The sequence below is a fragment of the Streptomyces sp. NPDC002640 genome (assembly GCF_053592575.1).
This window is the reverse complement of record NZ_JBSFVZ010000035.1, coordinates 26,990-43,348: the sequence shown is the minus strand read 5'-3', so window position 1 is coordinate 43,348 and position 16,359 is coordinate 26,990. Positions and strand designations below refer to the sequence as shown.

The window sequence follows — 16,359 nt, the reverse complement described above, 5'->3', positions numbered from 1 at the left end:
GGGCCGGTGCGGTGGCGCTGTCCGTCCTCGCCCACCGGCGTGGGGTGCGGGGTTCGGCGGTGGGTCAGGACTCCGCGAGGCGTTCGACGAGGTGCTCGGCGAGGGTGACGGCCTCGGTGAGCGTGTCCACGACGGGGACGCCCGCCTCCTCCAGGCTGGCCCGGCTGTGCGAGCCGCCGGTGTAGAGCACCGCCCGGGCCCCGGCGCTCTCGGCGGCCAGCGCGTCGTCGACGGCGTCGCCGATCACCACCGTGGTCGCGGGGCGCACGCCGTGGTCTCCGAGGGCGGCCAGGTGGCGGACCATGTGCTCCGCCTTGGTGCCGCCGGAGGGGCCCTGGCGGCCGTCGACCCGCAGGAAGTGCGGCTCGATGCCGAAGCCGCGGACCAGCGGGAGCAGTTCCTCGTGACCGTGCATGCTGAGGATCGACTGGCTGCGCCCGGACGCGTTCCAGCCGTGCAGGAGTTCGCGGACGCCCTCGGTGAGGTCGCAGGCCGGCAGGTGGGTCTTGTAGTGCTCGTGGAACAGGCCGTCCATCACCTCCCACTCGCGTTCGGTGGGCAGGCGGCCCATCAGCCGTTCGTAGAAGCGGGGGACCGGGACGCGGTAGAGCGCGCGGTACTGCTCGAGGGTGACCGGTGACAGGCCCACCTCCGCGAAGGCGGCGTTGGTGGCCCGGATGACGGCGTCCATGTCGTGGAAGAGGGTGCCGTTCCAGTCCCAGACGATGTGCGGGAGCGGGACGGTGGAACCGGGGGCGGCCGGTGGCCGCGGGTCGGATATCGCGGTCATGCGCGCCCCTCCTTCCCGTCCTCGTCGCCGCCGACCAGGGCGGGGATCTCCTGGGTGGCGAACCACAGCAGGTTGTGCTCGTCGGCGAGGTCCACGGTGTTCATCGCCTCGGTGTCGTCCCGGTCGGCCGCGTCCAGGGCGTCCGCGGCGGCGGCCACGTCCTGCCGGGCCTCCTCCGCGTCGACGTGCACGGCGGCCGCCTTGGCGAGGCGGAGCGGGCCGGGGACGAGGGCCTCCCCCATCGCCTCGGGGGACAGGTCCACGACGCCGTCGGCGACGTCCACGGCCACGACCACCCGGCGGCGCGGCGCGGCGGGGTCCAGGGCCAGCAGACGCAGCGAGGCGTGGGCGGCGAGTCCGAGGGCGGCGTACTCCAGCTCCTCCTCGTCCTGGGACTCGTACCAGTCGGCCAGGAGGGGGGTGGCGGCGTACACGCTGACGCGGTCCGCGCCCAGCTCGCCCGTGCGGTGCGCCTCGGCGAGCCCGGGGAGGGTCAGGGGTACGTAGACGCGCATGCGGCCGCCGCTTTCGCTCGGGGACGGGTGGTCAGCTCAGGATACGTGCGGGGCGCGGGGGCGGTCCCCTTTCGGGGCGGGGGTGGGGCCGGGCGCGGGGGTGCGGGCGGGGCCGCCGGTGGCGCCCGGGGCGGTGCGGGGCGGGGGCCGTGCGGGGCGATTGGGCCTGATAGGTGAATCGCGGGGACGGGTGCGGGCGTCGTGTCGGTCTTTGCCCGGGGGCGTGGACGGCTCTACAAGATCCGCAACGGCGTGGTTACTCGCCGGTATCTCTCTCGCGGAACGGGGATCGCTGTGAACAAGGTCATGACGCGAATGCGGGGCGGCGGCGCCGGGGAACGGCCCGGGGCGGCGGGACGGAGAAGGCCGCCGGGCAGGCGGGACGCGCGGCGGCCCGGCGGTGGCGCCGGTGCGGGGACGGTGACGCGCAGGCCGTCGGCCCGGACGGCCCCGGCTCCGGCTCCGGTGCCGGCTTCGGCTCCCGCCCCGGCTCCGGTGCCGGTGCGGCCGACGGACGTGTTCGCGGAGCGGCTGGTGGGGGTCCTGAGCGGGCAGTCGCCGGTGCACTCGATGCTGCGGCACACCGTGGGCCGCGCCTACGACGACCTCGCGCTGCTGGCGGAGCGGGGGGTGCTCCGGACCCGGGGCGGGGTCCGGCCGGTGGTGCGGGACATCGGGTACTACGTGGCGCGGGCGGGGGCGCTCGAGGTGTTCGTGCGGGTGGGGGCGGGTGACCGGGTGCGGGCGCTCGCGTTCCGCCTGGAGCAGGGGGACGACCGGCGGTGGCGCTGCGTGGCCGTGGAGGCGGGTCCCTGACGCGGCGCGCCCGCCTCCACGGTGGCCTCCGGCGGGGCGGCTCCGGCTCCGGCTCCGCCTGGCCGGGGCCCGTCGGGGAGCGGGGCCCGCGCGGTGTGGGGCGGAGCTGCGGCTCCCGCGAGCGCGGGTTCGCGGGCCGGGCCGTCCCCCATGGCCGCTCGCGCGCGGTGGCCGGCGGGGGCACTGGGCAGCGCGGTCTCCGGGGTCGGGCTGGGCGGGGGCCACGGGAGCGGCTTCCCGCCGCTCCGGAGGGGCGGCCGACCGCTCGCCACGCCCGCGACTGTTGCGCGGGCCGGTTGCGCGGGCCTGGGGGTGGTGTCCTGGTGTCCGGGGTCGGCGGGTCCGGACCGGGCGGGCCCGGCGTGGGCCGGGGCGGAGGGGAGGAGGGCAGGGAGCCCCGCCGTCCCTGTGGTCCTTCCCGGGCGCCTTCCGGGCCCGCAGCCGCACAGAGGTCGTCGCCCCGCGCATTGCGGGGCGGTGTCGCCCCTGTGCGTGGCGGCGTTCGATGGCCGATGGCCGAGGGCGGCTGCGGGTTGCGGGCAACTGGGCTGGCCTGCGGCCCGAGGTGAAGCGGGGCCCGCGGCTTGCCGGAGGGGGCTGTGGCGCCCGTCGGGCCGGGGGTCGGTCGTGTCGGGGGTCGTGGGCCTGCGGGGGCCATCGTGCTCGCCGACAGCTGGGCGGTGTGGGGCGGGCGCCGGCCGTGGTCCAGGCCCCGCCGTGCCCCGGGGGCAACGGGACCGTGGCCGCGTGTGGCCGTGCCCGGGGGTTGCGCACCGTGCGCGGCGGTGGCCGTCGGTGGCGGGGGTCAGAGGGTTCTCAGGGCCGCGGTGGTGGCGCGGGTGAGGGTGGGGAGGTGGGTCTTGGGCAGGCGGGGCTGGCGGAGGATGACCGTGCGCCAGTACAGGGGGCCGGTGATGAGGTCGAGGGCGATGTCCTCGTCCAGCCCGCGCCGCAGCTCGCCGCGTTCGACCGCCGCCGCGATGATCCGCAGCGCCACGCTCTCCTGCCCGGACCGCACCGCCTTGCGCAGGGCCTCGTCGATCTCCGGGTTGCGGGCCGCCTCCGCCTGGAGGTCGGGGATGATCTGCGACGCCACCGGGTGCCGCAGCGCCCGTGACGTGAACTCGTAGAGCAAGCGCAGGTCCGTCTCCAGGGATCCCGTGTCGGGCGCCGGGAGGCCCTGCACGGCCAGCGCGGACACGATGTCCAGCACGAGGTGCAGCTTGCCGCGCCAGCGCCGGTAGACCGCCGTCTTGCCCACGCCCGCGCGGCGCGCGATCCCCTCGATCGAGGTCCGCGCGTACCCGACCGCCGCCAGCTCCTCCAGCACCGCCGCGCGGATGGCCTCCGTCACGTCGGGGCGCAGTACCGCAGCGCCCGCCGGGGCCCTCCGGCGCGCGGAACGGCCCGCGGAACGGCCCGCGGCCCCCGCGGCGGCATCGGCGGGTTCCGCGGCGGCTCCGGTTCCGGCGACCGCTCCGGCTTCGGCGTCAGTCATGCCGACCAGCATAGGGCGAACGGCGGCGTTACGACGGGACGGTTGCGTTCCGGCGTGCCCCGGCCTAGGCTCCGGGTGCAACGACGATACGGTTCCGTTCCGTCGTAACGTCGCCCCCCTCGCCCCCTCCCGCTCGACGAAAGGCCGCGGATGTGAGCCAGGTCCTCGACGCACCGCACGCCGGCCCGGCGGCCCCCGACCACGGGGACCTCTCGGCACTGGCCGCACGGCACGGCCTCACGGTCAGCGGGGCCCGCCCCGGCCTGGCCGCCTACGTCCGGCAGCTCATGGCCCGCCGGCACTTCATCACCGCCTTCGCCACCGCCAAGCTCACCTCCCAGTACAGCCAGGCCAAGCTGGGCCAGCTCTGGCAGGTGCTCACGCCGGTGCTGAACGCCGCGGTGTACTTCTTCATCTTCGGCATCCTGATGGGCACCTCCCGCGGGGTGCCGGACTTCGTGCCGTTCCTGGTCACCGGCGTCTTCGTGTGGACGTTCACCCAGACCTCGCTGATGACCGGCACCCGCTCCATCGCCGGCAACATCGGCCTGGTGCGCGCCCTGCACTTCCCGCGGGCCTCGCTGCCGATCTCGTACTGCCTCCAGCAGCTCCAGCAGCTGCTGTTCTCGATGGCGGCGCTGGTGGTGATCCTGCTGGTCTTCGGCGTGCCGGTGGCCTGGTCGTGGCTGCTGGTGGTGCCCGCGCTGATCCTGCAGTTCGTGTTCAACACCGGACTGGCGATGGTCCTCGCCCGGCTCGGCGCGCACACCCCGGACCTCGCGCAGCTGATGCCGTTCGTCCTGCGCACCTGGATGTACGCCTCCGGCGTCATGTTCAGTCTCGCGCAGGTGGCGCAGCGCACCGACCTGCCGCAGTGGGTCTTCAACCTCCTGCAGTGGAACCCCGCGGCCATCTACATCGACCTGATGCGGTTCGCGCTGATCGACAGCTTCACCGCGAGCCAGCTCCCCGACCACGTGTGGATGATCGCCACCGGGTGGGCGCTGCTCGCCGGCGTCGGGGGCTTCGTTTTCTTCTGGAAGGCTGAGGAGACCTACGGCCGTGGCTGAGCAGCGGATGGACCTCGCGAGCGGGGAGGCGGTCCCCACGGTCGTCGTCGACCACGTGGACATCGTCTACAAGGTCAACGGCGCGGGCGGCGGACGGGGCGCGGCCACGGCGGCGCTGAGCCGGATGGTGCGCCGCAAGGAGAAGGTCGAACGCGCCTCCGGGGTGCGGCGGGTGCACGCCGTGCGGAACGTGACGTTCGTGGCGCACCGCGGCGAGGCGATCGGGCTGATCGGCACCAACGGGTCCGGCAAGTCCACGCTGCTGAAGGCGGTGGCGGGGTTGCTGCCGGTGGAGAACGGCCGCATCTACACCGACGGCCAGCCCTCGCTCCTCGGCGTCAACGCCGCGCTGATGAAGGACCTCACCGGCGAGCGGAACGTGTACCTGGGCGGGCTGGCCATGGGCATGTCGCGGGAGCAGGTCGCGGAGCGGTACGGGTCGATCGTGGACTTCTCCGGGATCAACGAGAAGGGCGACTTCATCAGCCTGCCGATGCGGACGTACTCCTCCGGCATGTCGGCGCGGCTGCGGTTCTCGATCGCGGCGGCCAAGGACCACGACGTGCTGCTCATCGACGAGGCGCTGGCCACGGGGGACAAGAAGTTCCAGAGGCGGTCCGAGGCGCGGATCCGGGAGCTGCGGAAGCAGGCGGGGACCGTGTTCCTGGTCAGCCACAACAACAAGTCGATCCGGGACACGTGTGACCGGGTGCTGTGGCTGGAGCGGGGGGAATTGCGGATGGACGGGCCGACGGAGGACGTCATGCGGGAGTACGAGAAGTTCACGAGCAAGTAACCCGACGCGACGGAGGGGCGGCCCGGTTTCCCGGACCGCCCCTTCCGCCTTTTCCCCTTCCCCCAGGGGGGTGGGGTCAGGAGCGGAGGAGGGTGCGCATGGTGCGCATGGCGACGGAGAGGTTGGCCAGGTCGAAGGACTCCGAGCCGTGGATCTCCTCCAGCGTCGTGCGGGCCCGGCCGAGGATCGCCGCGTGCCGCTGCTCCCACGCCTCGAACCGCTGCTCCGGCGTGGCCGCGTCCCCGCCGGCCGCGAGGATCTCCGCGGTCAGCGCGGCGTGCGCGGCGTACAGGTCCTCGCGGATGGAGGCGCGGGCCATGGACTGCCACCGGTCGGCGCGCGGCAGTTCCAGGATGCGGTCCATCAGCTGGGTGATGCGGAGCCGGTCGGCGAGGTCGTAGTACACCTCGGCGACCTCCAGCGCGTCCTTGCCGGTGCGGTCGGCCACCGTGACGATGTCCAGCGTCGGGAAGGCGGAGGAGAAGCCGGCCACGTGGGTGGCGAGTTCCTCCGGCACGCCGGCGCCCGACAGCTCGTCGTGGACGTGCTGGTACCAGGCCTGGTCCGCGCCGCGCAGCAGCTTGGGGAGGTGGCCCCAGACCTGCTCGACGCCCTCGGCGAAGAAGTCGACCGTCTCGGAGATGGCGAGCGGCTGCGGCCGGTTGTTGAGCAGCCAGCGGGTGGCGCGCTCGACCAGGCGGCGCGAGTGCAGCCGGATCCGGGTGAGGACGGCCGCCTCGACCTGGTTGTCCAGGTCCTCGACGGCGTCCCAGACCCGCCCGCAGTGGAAGATCTCGCGGGCCACGGTGTGCGCCCGCACCACCTCCTCCAGCGAGGCCCCGGTCTCCTCCCGCAGCCGGTGCAGGAAGGTCGTGCCGCCGGTGTTGACGGTGTCGTTGACCAGGACGGTGGTGATGATCTCCCGCCGCAGCGGGTGGCTGTCGATCTGGTCCTCGAAGCGCTCGCGCAGCGCCTCCGGGAAGTAGGCGTGCAGCAGGCGGCGCAGGTACGGGTCGTCGGGCAGGCCGGTGGTCACCAGCTCCTCGGCCGCGGTGATCTTGGTGTAGGCCAGCAGGACGGCGGTCTCGGGGCCGGTGAGGCCCAGCCCGTGCTGCAGGCGCTCGCGGATCTGGCGGTCGGTGGGCAGGAACTCGATGGCCCGGTCCAGACGGCCGGAGCGCACCAGGTGGCGCATGAAGCGCTGCTGTGCCGGGAGCATGTCGTGCGCCTGGACGGCCGCGTTGGCCAGCGCGGTGTTCTGCGCGTAGTTGTTGCGCAGCACCAGGGTGCCGACCTCGTCGGTCATCTCGGCGAGCAGCTTGTTGCGCTGCTTGACCGTCATGTCGTCCGCGGAGACCAGCCCGTTGAGCAGGATCTTGATGTTCACCTCGTGGTCGGAGGTGTCCACGCCCGCGCTGTTGTCGATGGCGTCGGTGTTGACCTTGCCGCCCGCGCCGCCGTTGCCGGCCGTCGCGAACTCGATGCGGCCCAGCTGGGTCAGGCCCAGGTTGCCGCCCTCGCCGACGACCTTGACCCGCAGGTCCTGGCCGTCGACGCGGATGGCGTCGTTGGCCTTGTCGCCGACGTCCGCGTGGGACTCGGTGGACGCCTTGGCGTAGGTGCCGATGCCGCCGTTCCACAGCAGGTCCACGGGGGCGGTGAGGACCGCCTTCATCAGCTCGGCCGGGGTCATCTTGGTGACGCCCGCGTCGATGCCGAGGGCCTCGCGGATGTGCTGGTTGAGCGGGATCGACTTCGCGGTGCGGGGGAAGACGCCGCCGCCCGCGGAGAGGAGCCGGGTGTCGTAGTCGGCCCACGAGGAGCGCGGCAGCTCGAACAGGCGGCGGCGCTCCGCGTAGGAGACGGCGGCGTCCGGGTCCGGGTCGACGAAGATGTGCCGGTGGTCGAAGGCGGCCACCAGGCGGATGTGCTCGCTCAGCAGCATGCCGTTGCCGAACACGTCGCCCGACATGTCGCCGACGCCGACGACCGTGAAGTCCTGCGTCTGGGTGTCCACGCCCAGCTCGCGGAAGTGCCGCTTCACGGACTCCCAGGCGCCGCGGGCGGTGATGCCCATGCCCTTGTGGTCGTAGCCCGCGGAGCCGCCGGAGGCGAAGGCGTCGCCCAACCAGAAGCCGTACGCCTGGGCGACCTCGTTGGCGATGTCGGAGAACGTCGCGGTGCCCTTGTCGGCGGCGACCACCAGGTAGGTGTCGTCGCTGTCGTGGCGCACCACGCCCTCGGGCGGGACGACCTCGCCGCCGACCAGGTTGTCGGTGATGTCGAGCAGCGCGGAGATGAAGGTGCGGTAGCAGGCGATGCCCTCGGCCATCCAGGCGTCGCGGTCCACCGACGGGTCGGGCAGCTGCTTGGCGACGAAGCCGCCCTTGGCGCCGACCGGCACGATCACGGTGTTCTTCACCATCTGCGCCTTGACCAGGCCGAGAACCTCCGTGCGGAAGTCCTCGCGCCGGTCCGACCAGCGCAGACCGCCGCGGGCGACCTTGCCGAACCGCAGGTGGACGCCCTCCACGCGCGGCGAGTACACCCAGATCTCGAAGGCGGGGCGCGGCGCCGGCAGGTCGGGGATGGCCTGCGGGTCGAACTTCATCGACACGTAGTCGTGCGGCCGGCCGTCCTCGGTCAGCTGGAAGAAGTTGGTCCGCAGGGTCGCCTTCACGACCGTGAGGAAGGAGCGCAGGATGCGGTCCTCGTCCAGCGAGGCCACCTGGTCCAGGGCGCCGTCCAGCTCCTCCAGCAGGCCCTCGACGATCTCCAGGCCGGCGCTCTGCCGCTCCGGGGACAGTCGCGCCTCGAAGAGGGAGACCAGCAGGCGGGTGGTGTGGACGTTGTCGCGGAGGGTGTCCTCCATGTAGTCCTGCGAGAACGTCGACCCGGCCTGGCGCAGGTACTTGGCGTAGGCGCGCAGCATCATCGCCTCGCGCCAGGTCAGACCGGCGCTCAGGACGAGGGAGTTGAAGCCGTCGTTCTCGGCGCGGCCGGTCCAGGTCGCGGCGAACGCGTCCTGGAAGCGCTCGCGGGCGTCGTCGCCGCCGAGGAACTCGCCGCTCGCGGTGAGCGCGGTGCGCGGCAGGCGCAGACCGAAGTCGTAGATCCACGCGCCGTCGCCCTCGCCGCAGCGCAGCTCGTACGGGCGCTCGTCGGTGACCTCGACGCCGAGCCGGGTGAGGACCGGCAGCACCGCGGAGAGGGAGACCGGGGCGCCGTGGCGGTAGATCTTGAAGCGGCGCTCGCCGGGGGCGGCGCCCACCGGCTCGTAGAGGCTGAGCGCGAACTCCTCCTCGGCGCCCCCGGTGAGCAGGTGCTCGAGCCGGGCGATGTCGGAGACCGCGGCGCGCGGCGTGTGGTCGGCCTTGTAGCCCTCGGGGAAGGCGTTGCCGTAGCGGCGCAGCAGTTCGGCGGCGCGCTCCTCGCCGAACTCGGCGTGCAGCGCCTCGGCGAAGCCGTCGGCCCAGGAACGGGCGGCCTCGGCGAGCCGGCTCTCGATGCGCTCCTTGTCCGCGTCGGACAGGTGCGGCAGTTCGGTGCCCAGCGGCACCCGGACCACGAAGTGCAGCCGGGAGAGGATCGACTCGGTGTTCCAGGCGGTGAAGTCGACGCTGATGCCGCCGAGTTCCTCCTTGAGGATGTCGATGATCCGCAGCCGGACCGCGGTGGTGTAGCGGTCGCGGGGCAGGTAGACCAGCGCCGAGTAGTAGCGGCCGTACTCGTCCTTCCGCAGGTAGAGCCGCAGCCGGCGGCGTTCCTGCAGGTAGAGGACGGAGGTGACGATGGAGCGCAGCTCCTCGGCGGGGGTCTGGAACAGCTCGTCGCGCGGGTAGGTCTCCATGATCTGGAGCAGGTCGCGCCCGCCGTGGCTGTTGGCCGAGAACCCGGTGCCGGCCAGCACCTCGGCCACCTTGCGGCGGATCACCGGCACGCGGCGCACCGACTCGGTGTACGCGGCGGAGGAGAACAGGCCGAGGAAGCGGCGCTCGCCGATCACCTCGCCGTTCTCGTCGAACTTCTTGACGCCGATGTAGTCCAGGTAGCTCGGCCGGTGCACGGTGGCGCGGCTGTTGGCCTTGGTGAGGACCAGCATCCGGTGCTCGCGGGCCTTGGCGCGGGCGTCGGCGGGCAGCCGCTCGAAGGTCGGGCCGGCCGGGTGGGCGCCGCGGTCGCCGTGGTCGGAGCCCATGGAGCCGTGCGAGTCCTGCTGGGGGTCGGAGCGCAGGATGCCGAGCCCGGTGCCGGGGACGGCGGCCAGGGTGTCGTCGTCGACCAGCCGGTACTCGCGGTAGCCGAGGAAGGTGAAGGCGTCGGCGGCCAGCCAGCGCAGCAGCTCGCGGGCCTCGTCGATCTCCTCCTGCGGCAGGTCGGAGGCGAGCGGCTCGTCGGGAAGGTCGTCGGCGATGCGCACGGCGGTGTCGCGCATCTTCTCCCAGTCCTCGACGGCCTCGCGGACGTCGGACAGGATGCGCTGCAGGTCGGCGGTGATCTGCTTGAGGTCGTCGCGGTCGGTCTCGCGGTCCATCTCGACGTGGATCCACGACTCGACGTGCGCGTCGTGCGGCAGGTCGGCGTCGCCGGCCGGCGCGTCGAGCACCTCCAGGAGCTTGCCGGTGACGTCCCGGCGGACCACGAACTGCGGGTGGACCACGACGTGGATGCCGCGGCCCTGCCGGGAGAGCTCGTTGGTCACCGAGTCGACCAGGAACGGCATGTCGTCGGTGACGACCTCGACCACCGAGTGGCTGCTGGTCCAGCCGTTCTCCTCGACGGTCGGCGTGTGCACCCGCACCGCCGCCGTGCCCTGCGGCCGGTTCCCGGCCAGCCGGTAGTGCGAGTAGGCCGCGCCGAGCACGTCGACCGGGTCACGGTCGGTGAGGTCCTCGGGCGCCGTGTGCAGGTAGTAGCGCTGGAGGAACGACAGCACCGCGGCCCGGTCCGGGCTCCTCCCGCCGTCGTCCGTCGCCCCCGCCGGAAGTCGTCCTCCGGCAGGGCTGTTCTCAGCTACCCGGGCGGCCCTCTCGAGCAGCTCGGCCTTGGCTTCGTCCAGCTTGGTCTGCATTGTTCTCTGGCTCCTGTCGCGCGCCGTTGCGTGACGTCGAAGGGAAGTCGGCCGGTGCGGCCGTGATGATTCCCGTGGCACGTCGTGATGGTGACGCCGAGTGTCCGGTTCGTTCCGACGCTATGCCTGGGGAGGAGGCGGGTGCGGGGAATCCGGCCACGCGCGACACCGGTGTCGCGGCCCCCCTCGCCGACCCCTCGGAAATATCAGCGAGCGGCGCCCGGTCCCGGCTGTCCTCCGGGTGCTCCGGGCGCGTCGCGAGGGCTGGTACGCCCACGCCGGCTATCGCGCTGATCACGGCACAAGGCTATATCCCGGTGTGAGGGGGCCGTCATGAGCCGTATGTGTACAAAACAGGGGGTGGAACTTTGCCGGTCCGCACAGCACCGGGGTGGGGCGGAGAGGGGTATGGGGGGGCCGGGTTCAGCCGCCCAGCGGGCTGCGGGACCTCGGCGCCGGCGGTCCGTCCTCGTCCCGTGCCGCCCGCGTGCCGCCGTGCGTGCCGCTGCCCCGCGTGCCGTCGTGCGTGCCGCCGCCCCGCGTGCCGCCGCCGTGCGCGTCCGGGGCCGAGGAGAACCGGGTGAGCCGGTGCAGCCGGGTGCACGAGAGCACGGTGGCGGCCACCAGCAGGCCGTTGCGGACGGTCATCACCAGGCAGCCGGTCCAGGAGCGGGCCACCACCTCGTCGTACAGCACGGGGTACGCCAGCGCGCTGACCGCTGCGGCCGCCGTGACCAGGAGGGCGACCGGGCGCTGCGTGGTGTCGCGGCGGGTCAGGCAGACGGCGGCCAGCCCCAGCAGCCAGACCATGTACTGGGGGCTGATCACCCGGCTGGTGACGGTCAGCAGCAGCACGGCGGCCAGTGCCGCGTCGTACGGGAGGACCGCGGGCCAGTGCCCGTGCCGCAGCGCCGCGCGGACCGCGCGCAGCCGCCACAGGGCGATCAGCGCGAACGCCGCCGCCGTCAGCGCCAGCGCGGCCGCGGCCACCGCCCCGACGCCCGGCCCGACGAGCTCCATCGCGCCGTACCGGTAGCTCACCTGTCCCGGCCAGCCGGCCCGGGTGGCCAGCGACAGCAGCGTGCCGCCGAGCGACTCGATCTGCACGCCCCGTTCCCCCTGCTGCCGCAGGAACGACAGCACGCCGGTGAACAGCGAGGCCAGCAGCGCCAGCAGGGTGACGGCGGTCAGCGCGGCCGACGTCCAGGCCCGGCGGGTGGTCCGCCCCGGCCCGGTGCCGATCAGGACCAGCACCGGCCACGCCTTGGCCAGCGCGCCGAAGGCGGCCAGCGCGCCGCCGAGCCGCGGCAGCCGGGCCGTCACCAGCAGCGCGCCCACGGCGAGCGCGGTGACCTGCACGTCGAAGCGGGCCAGCGGGAGGTGGAGCAGCAGGGGCAGGCCGCCCGTCCACAGCAGCGCGCCGCGCGGGCTGCGGTCCCGTGCCCGTCCGGCGCGGTTCAGGCCGGCCGCGGCGAGGGCGGCCGTGATCGCCGCGTCGGCGGCCAGGGTGAGCGCGGTGAACGCCCACGGGTAGGGCAGCCGGGGCATCAGCAGCCCGGGCAGCAGCAGGGCCGCTCCGGCGCCCGGCGGGTACTGCCACAGCGGGTCGCCGGCCGGGTAGGCGCCCTGGTCGAGGATGTCCCGCCAGCGGGTGTAGAGCCGCTCCGGCTCGTGGGAGACGGCGCCCGCGCCGAGCCACGGCAGGTCGTCGTGGGCCAGCAGCCAGAGCATGGCGGCGCGGGTGACCAGCCAGCCGAGGGCCACGGCGGTCAGGAGGGCGGCGCGCGTCCGCGGCGTCGCCGTCACGGTCCCACCCGGGCGAGCACTTCGCCCGTCTCCCGGCTCCAGGCCACCACCACGGCCTCCTCCGGCGCCTTCTTCCAGCGGGTCAGCAGCACCCAGCGGACCTCGTAGCGGCGGGCGATCGCCTCCCGCGCGGCACGTCCGGTGGCCGGGTCCAGGTAGCGGGCGGTGGCCGCCAGCCGCCGCCCGCGCTCCGCTTCGCCGAGCACCGGGTCCGGCCAGGGCGGCGCGAGGAGGTCGACGCCGTACCCCGGCAGCAGGCGGGGCGCGAAGTAGCCGTCCGACAGCAGGGTCTCGCCGCGGCCGACGTGCCCCGCGGCCCAGTCGTACGACGGCCAGCGCGGCGGCCGGTCGAAGCGGTCGGAGGTGACCAGGGCCCCGGCGTGCACGGTCAGCAGCCCGGTCACCGCGCCCGCCGCCGCGGCGACGCCCAGGACGCGGCGCGCGGGCCGCCAGGGACGCGGGGCGGCCAGTTCGACGGCGAGGGCGAGCTGGAGCGGGAGCAGCGCCGGGCCGAGGAGGCGGGCGTAGGTCCAGTGGCCGCTGAACCAGCCGTACGCGAGCACCGCGCAGTCGAGCAGGAACAGCAGCACCAGCGGGTCGCGCCAGGGACGCCCGGCCCGCCGGGCGCGCACCCACAGGGCGGGGAGGCCGAGGACCACGGCGAGCCAGAAACGCTCCGGGAGGCGGTCGTAGAGCTGGCGGTGCATCACGTCGAGGCTGGTGTTCCCGGCCAGCGCGAGGACGTCCGCGTAGGGCCAGGCCGCCGCGGCGGTCGCGGCGACGGCGGCGGCGAGGGCCCAGCGGGCGAGGAGCGCGGGCGCCGGGCGGCGCCGGGGGAGGGCGACGGCGAAGGAGAGGGCGCCGAGGGCGGCGGCGACGAAGGTGACGGGGTGGGTGAGCAGGATCAGCCCGTACAGGAGCCCCAGGGCGGCGTACCCGGCGAGTCCGGGCAGGCCGGTGGGGCCGGTGAAGCGGACGGACCAGGCGCGCCCGCCGCCCGCGCCGTCCGCGCCGTCCGCGCCGCCCACGCCGCCCGCGCCGTCCGCGGCGCGGACCCGGTCGGCGGTGAGGGCCCACGCCCAGAGCGTGGCGCCGAGGGCGAAGGCCGACGGGTAGCCGAGGTGCCCCGTCATGGAGATCAGGTTGAGGAACCCGCTCCACCAGGCCCGCTCGGTGCCCCACAGGAGGGTGACCGCGCCGAGCGCCCACACCGGCGCCCAGGGGCGGTCGGTGAGGACGCGCACCAGCCGGCCCAGGCCGGTCAGCAGCACGGCCAGGTTGAACGGGGTGGCCAGGCGGACCGTCTCGATGCCGTTCAGGCCGGTCAGGCGGGCGAAGACGCCCTGGGCGAGGGCGTACGGCGAGAAGTACGGGTTGCCGTCGCCCGGCAGGTCGGCCAGCGGGTGGCGGGGGTCGAGCAAGGACTCCCGCAGGCGCTCGACGACGGCGGCGTGCTGCCCGTAGTCGCAGCACATGGGCACGCGCCAGGAGGCCAGGGTCAGCACCAGCCAGGCGAGGCCGCCGAACACGAGGTAGGGGGACGGGTGGCGGGGGCGGAAGCGGCGCAGGGCCGTGGAGCCCTGCGCCGCCCTGCGGGTACGGGTGGCCGTGACGGTCACGTCGCCGGGACCTCCGGCGCGGGATCCCCGCCGTCCGCCGCCGGAGGCGGGACCGAGCCCTCCGCGAGGTACGCGAGGTGGGCCGGGGGACGGTGGGGCGCCCGGGTGACGGCACGGCGCGGGACGGCGGCGGTCCCGGCCGGAACCGCGGCGTTCTCGGCCGGCGGGGTGTGGTGCGGGGTGGTCGGCGCGGCGGGGGGTTCGGCGGGCGCCGGTGCCGCTGTCGCCGCCGGGTCCGGGTCTGGGTCCGGGTCCGGGGTGACCGCCGAAGCGGCGGCTGCGGTGCGGGTACCGGGCGCGGCGGCGGTGTCGGGGCCGGTCGCGGTGGGCGCCGTCGTGGAGAGCTGGGCCGGGTCCTCGGCGACGGCCCGCAGGGTGGCCGCCGGAGCTTCGCCGACCGCGTGGGCGGCGTCCCCGGGGGCACCGGAACCGGCGGGCGGGGGCCATGACGCCGCTTCGGCGGACGGGGCGGGCCCGGCGGACAGGGCGGCGGACACGGCTGCGGGGGCGGCGACCTGGGCCGGAGCCTGAGCCTGGGACGCGGCCTGGGCCTGGGCCGAAGCCGGGGTCTGAGCCGGAGCCGAAGCCGGGGTCTGAGCCGGAGCCGAAGCCGGGGTCTGAGCCGGAGCCGGGGTCGGGGTCGGGGCCTGAGCCTGGGCTTGGGCCTGGGAAGGAGCCGAGGTCTGAGCCAGAGCCGTAACCGGAGCCTGGGCCCGGCCCTGGCCCTGGGCCGGAGCTGGGGTCTGAGCCGGAGCCGGGGTCGGGGCCTGAGCTTGCGCTTGGGCCTGGGAAGGAGCCGGGGCCTGAGCCAGAGCCGTAGCCGGAGCCTGGGTCCGGCCCTGGGCCGGAGCCGGGGTCTGAGCCAGAGTTGAAGCCGGAGCCGGAGCCGGGGTCTGAGCCGGGGCCGGGGCCGGGGCCGAAGCCGGAGCCTGGGCCTGGGCCGGGGCCTCGGCCCGGGAGGCGCGGGCCCCCAGGGAGCGGCGCGGGGACGGGGTGGTGCCGGACGGGGCGGAGCCGGTGAGGGCGGCCAGGTCCGCCACGGCGGTCGGGGCGCGGCGCGGGGACGGGGTGACCGGGAGCCGCTCCACCGACGTGGCCGGGACCGGGAAGCGGACCGGGACGCTGGCCGGGGAGAACGGGCCCTGGCGGGTCGTCAGGCACTCCAGCAGCAGCGGCAGCCCCAGCACCGGCAGCACCCAGGCCAGGACGATGAGACGGCCGCCCCAGATGGCCATGTCCGGGTGCGCGGCCTGGGTCAGCATCCCCGTCGCCGCGGCGCCGACGAGGAAGACGCCGAACGCGGGCCGCCGCCGCAGCGCACCCCACGCCCCCGCGGCCAGCGCGGCGGCGAACAGCGGCTCCCACAGCTGGCGGCGGGTCCACTCCACCCAGAAGTTGAGCTCCAGGTGGAGGAACTCCCGCCACGGGTGGGCCCGGTCGGGCCGCTGGAAGTGGTCGGTGAGCAGGTCCTGCACGCTGTCCGTGGTCGTCGGGTGGTTGAGCGCCCAGGCGGCCACCACGGTGGCCAGCGCCCCGTACGCGGAGGCGGCCGCCACCGCGACCACCCCGCGCCCCGCGGGCCGGGCCCGCCGCAGCCGCCGCAGGGCGACGACGGTGCCCGCCGCGGCCAGGCACACCCCGAGGAACAGGGCCTGCGAGTGCTTCACGGTGAACAGCGCCGCCATCGACAGGGACACCAGCACCGCCCCCGTCCAGTCCCGGCCGCGCAGCACCAGGGCGCAGCCCCACAGGGCGGTGAGGGTGAACAGGAGCAGCAGCCCCTCCGTCATCGGCCGCATCGCCGTCGCGCCGGTGGGCAGCACGTAGAACAGCGCCTGCCCGGTGAGCGCGAGGGCGGGCCGGACCCGCAGGGTGCGCAGCACCAGGAAGGCCAGCACCCCGCAGGAGGAGGCGACGACCACGCCCGCCGCCCACAGGCCCCACTTCACGCCGAGCAGCGCGACGAAGGGCGCCAGGAAGGCCGGGTAGCCGGGCCGCACCTCGAAGATCCGCTGGAACCGCTCCGACATGAAGGGCGTGGTGTGCCCGCCGGTCTGGCCCGCCTTCAGCCGCTCGTCGACCGTCTTCCAGTGGTCGGAGCGGCAGGACGAGACGACCTCCTTGGCGGGCGAGGCGCGGTGGAAGCGCTCCACGTCGACCTTCTGGTCGCGGCGGGCCACCGAGGCCCGCCCGGCGCAGGCGTACTCGATGGTGACGCCGGCCGCCTGCCGCTTGTCCTGGCCGAGCAGGCTGAGCGTGTACGACAGGTAGTTCTTGGTGTCCGGGGTGTCCCGGCCGCTGACGTTGGCGAGCTGGAGGACGGCGAAGACGGCGGCCAGCAGCAGCACCCAGCCGCGGGTCCGGCGTGGTCGCAGGGC

The 16,359-nt window shown here is 74.7% G+C and carries 9 protein-coding genes and 1 pseudogene; 3 read left to right on the top strand and 7 right to left on the bottom strand.

Features of this window, described 5'->3' with window-relative positions; genetic code table 11:
• Window positions 1-64: 64 nt before the first annotated feature.
• Both ACWD3O_RS31890 and ACWD3O_RS31885 read right to left on the bottom strand, forming a co-directional pair.
• The gene (locus ACWD3O_RS31890) at window positions 65-790 is read right to left on the bottom strand and encodes an HAD family hydrolase (protein ID WP_451418271.1); all 726 of its coding nucleotides are present in this window, start codon (window positions 788-790) and stop codon (window positions 65-67) included.
• Window positions 787-1,305 (bottom strand): DUF6912 family protein, encoded by a 519-nt coding sequence (locus ACWD3O_RS31885; RefSeq protein WP_451418270.1) that lies wholly within the window; start codon window positions 1,303-1,305, stop codon window positions 787-789. Before ACWD3O_RS31885 ends, ACWD3O_RS31890 begins: the two co-directional genes overlap by 4 nt.
• A gap of 294 nt (window positions 1,306-1,599) precedes the next feature.
• On the opposite strand from ACWD3O_RS31885, the gene ACWD3O_RS31880 reads away from it, so the two are divergent.
• Window positions 1,600-2,121 (top strand): Rv3235 family protein, encoded by a 522-nt coding sequence (locus ACWD3O_RS31880; RefSeq protein ID WP_451418269.1) that lies wholly within the window; start codon window positions 1,600-1,602, stop codon window positions 2,119-2,121.
• An 805-nt stretch (window positions 2,122-2,926) separates the two neighbouring features.
• Here the strand turns inward: ACWD3O_RS31880 and ACWD3O_RS31875 are convergent.
• Complete coding sequence (locus tag ACWD3O_RS31875) at window positions 2,927-3,619, bottom strand: TetR/AcrR family transcriptional regulator (protein ID WP_451413725.1); 693 nt, start codon at window positions 3,617-3,619, stop codon at window positions 2,927-2,929.
• A gap of 152 nt (window positions 3,620-3,771) precedes the next feature.
• Here ACWD3O_RS31875 and ACWD3O_RS31870 point away from each other — a divergent pair, with 152 nt between their 5' ends.
• On the top strand, window positions 3,772-4,689 hold the full coding sequence (locus ACWD3O_RS31870; RefSeq protein WP_451413726.1) for an ABC transporter permease: 918 nt from the start codon (window positions 3,772-3,774) through the stop codon (window positions 4,687-4,689).
• Window positions 4,690-4,696: 7 nt separating this feature from the next.
• Window positions 4,697-5,485 carry an ABC transporter ATP-binding protein gene (locus tag ACWD3O_RS31865; RefSeq protein ID WP_451413741.1) on the top strand — a complete coding sequence of 263 codons (789 nt, stop codon included), beginning with the start codon at window positions 4,697-4,699 and terminating at the stop codon, window positions 5,483-5,485.
• Window positions 5,486-5,561: 76 nt separating this feature from the next.
• On the opposite strand, the gene ACWD3O_RS31860 is transcribed toward ACWD3O_RS31865, so the two are convergent.
• The 4 genes and pseudogenes from ACWD3O_RS31860 to ACWD3O_RS31845 form a co-directional block, all read right to left on the bottom strand.
• On the bottom strand, window positions 5,562-10,556 hold the full coding sequence (locus tag ACWD3O_RS31860) for an NAD-glutamate dehydrogenase (RefSeq protein WP_451418268.1): 4,995 nt from the start codon (window positions 10,554-10,556) through the stop codon (window positions 5,562-5,564).
• Window positions 10,557-10,979: 423 nt separating this feature from the next.
• Window positions 10,980-12,362, bottom strand: coding sequence for a glycosyltransferase 87 family protein (locus ACWD3O_RS31855; RefSeq protein ID WP_451413728.1), 1,383 nt, complete (start codon window positions 12,360-12,362; stop codon window positions 10,980-10,982).
• Window positions 12,359-13,981, bottom strand: coding sequence for a hypothetical protein (locus ACWD3O_RS31850; RefSeq protein ID WP_451413729.1), 1,623 nt, complete (start codon window positions 13,979-13,981; stop codon window positions 12,359-12,361). The genes ACWD3O_RS31855 and ACWD3O_RS31850 overlap by 4 nt, the downstream gene beginning before the upstream one ends.
• Before the next feature lie 1,160 nt (window positions 13,982-15,141).
• Window positions 15,142-16,329, bottom strand: a pseudogene (locus ACWD3O_RS31845) (hypothetical protein); the annotation flags it as partial.
• Between the last annotated feature and the right edge of the window lie 30 nt (window positions 16,330-16,359).

What these genes read in the sequence shown, in the direction of transcription:
- ACWD3O_RS31890 (WP_451418271.1), bottom strand. Translation starts at nt 790, where the DNA reads ATGACCGCGATATCCGACCCGCGGCCACCGGCCGCCCCCGGTTCCACC.
- ACWD3O_RS31885 (WP_451418270.1), bottom strand. Translation starts at nt 1,305, where the DNA reads ATGCGCGTCTACGTACCCCTGACCCTCCCCGGGCTCGCCGAGGCGCAC.
- ACWD3O_RS31875 (WP_451413725.1), bottom strand. Translation starts at nt 3,619, where the DNA reads ATGACTGACGCCGAAGCCGGAGCGGTCGCCGGAACCGGAGCCGCCGCG.
- ACWD3O_RS31865 (WP_451413741.1), top strand. Translation starts at nt 4,697, where the DNA reads ATGGACCTCGCGAGCGGGGAGGCGGTCCCCACGGTCGTCGTCGACCAC.
- ACWD3O_RS31860 (WP_451418268.1), bottom strand. Translation starts at nt 10,556, where the DNA reads ATGCAGACCAAGCTGGACGAAGCCAAGGCCGAGCTGCTCGAGAGGGCC.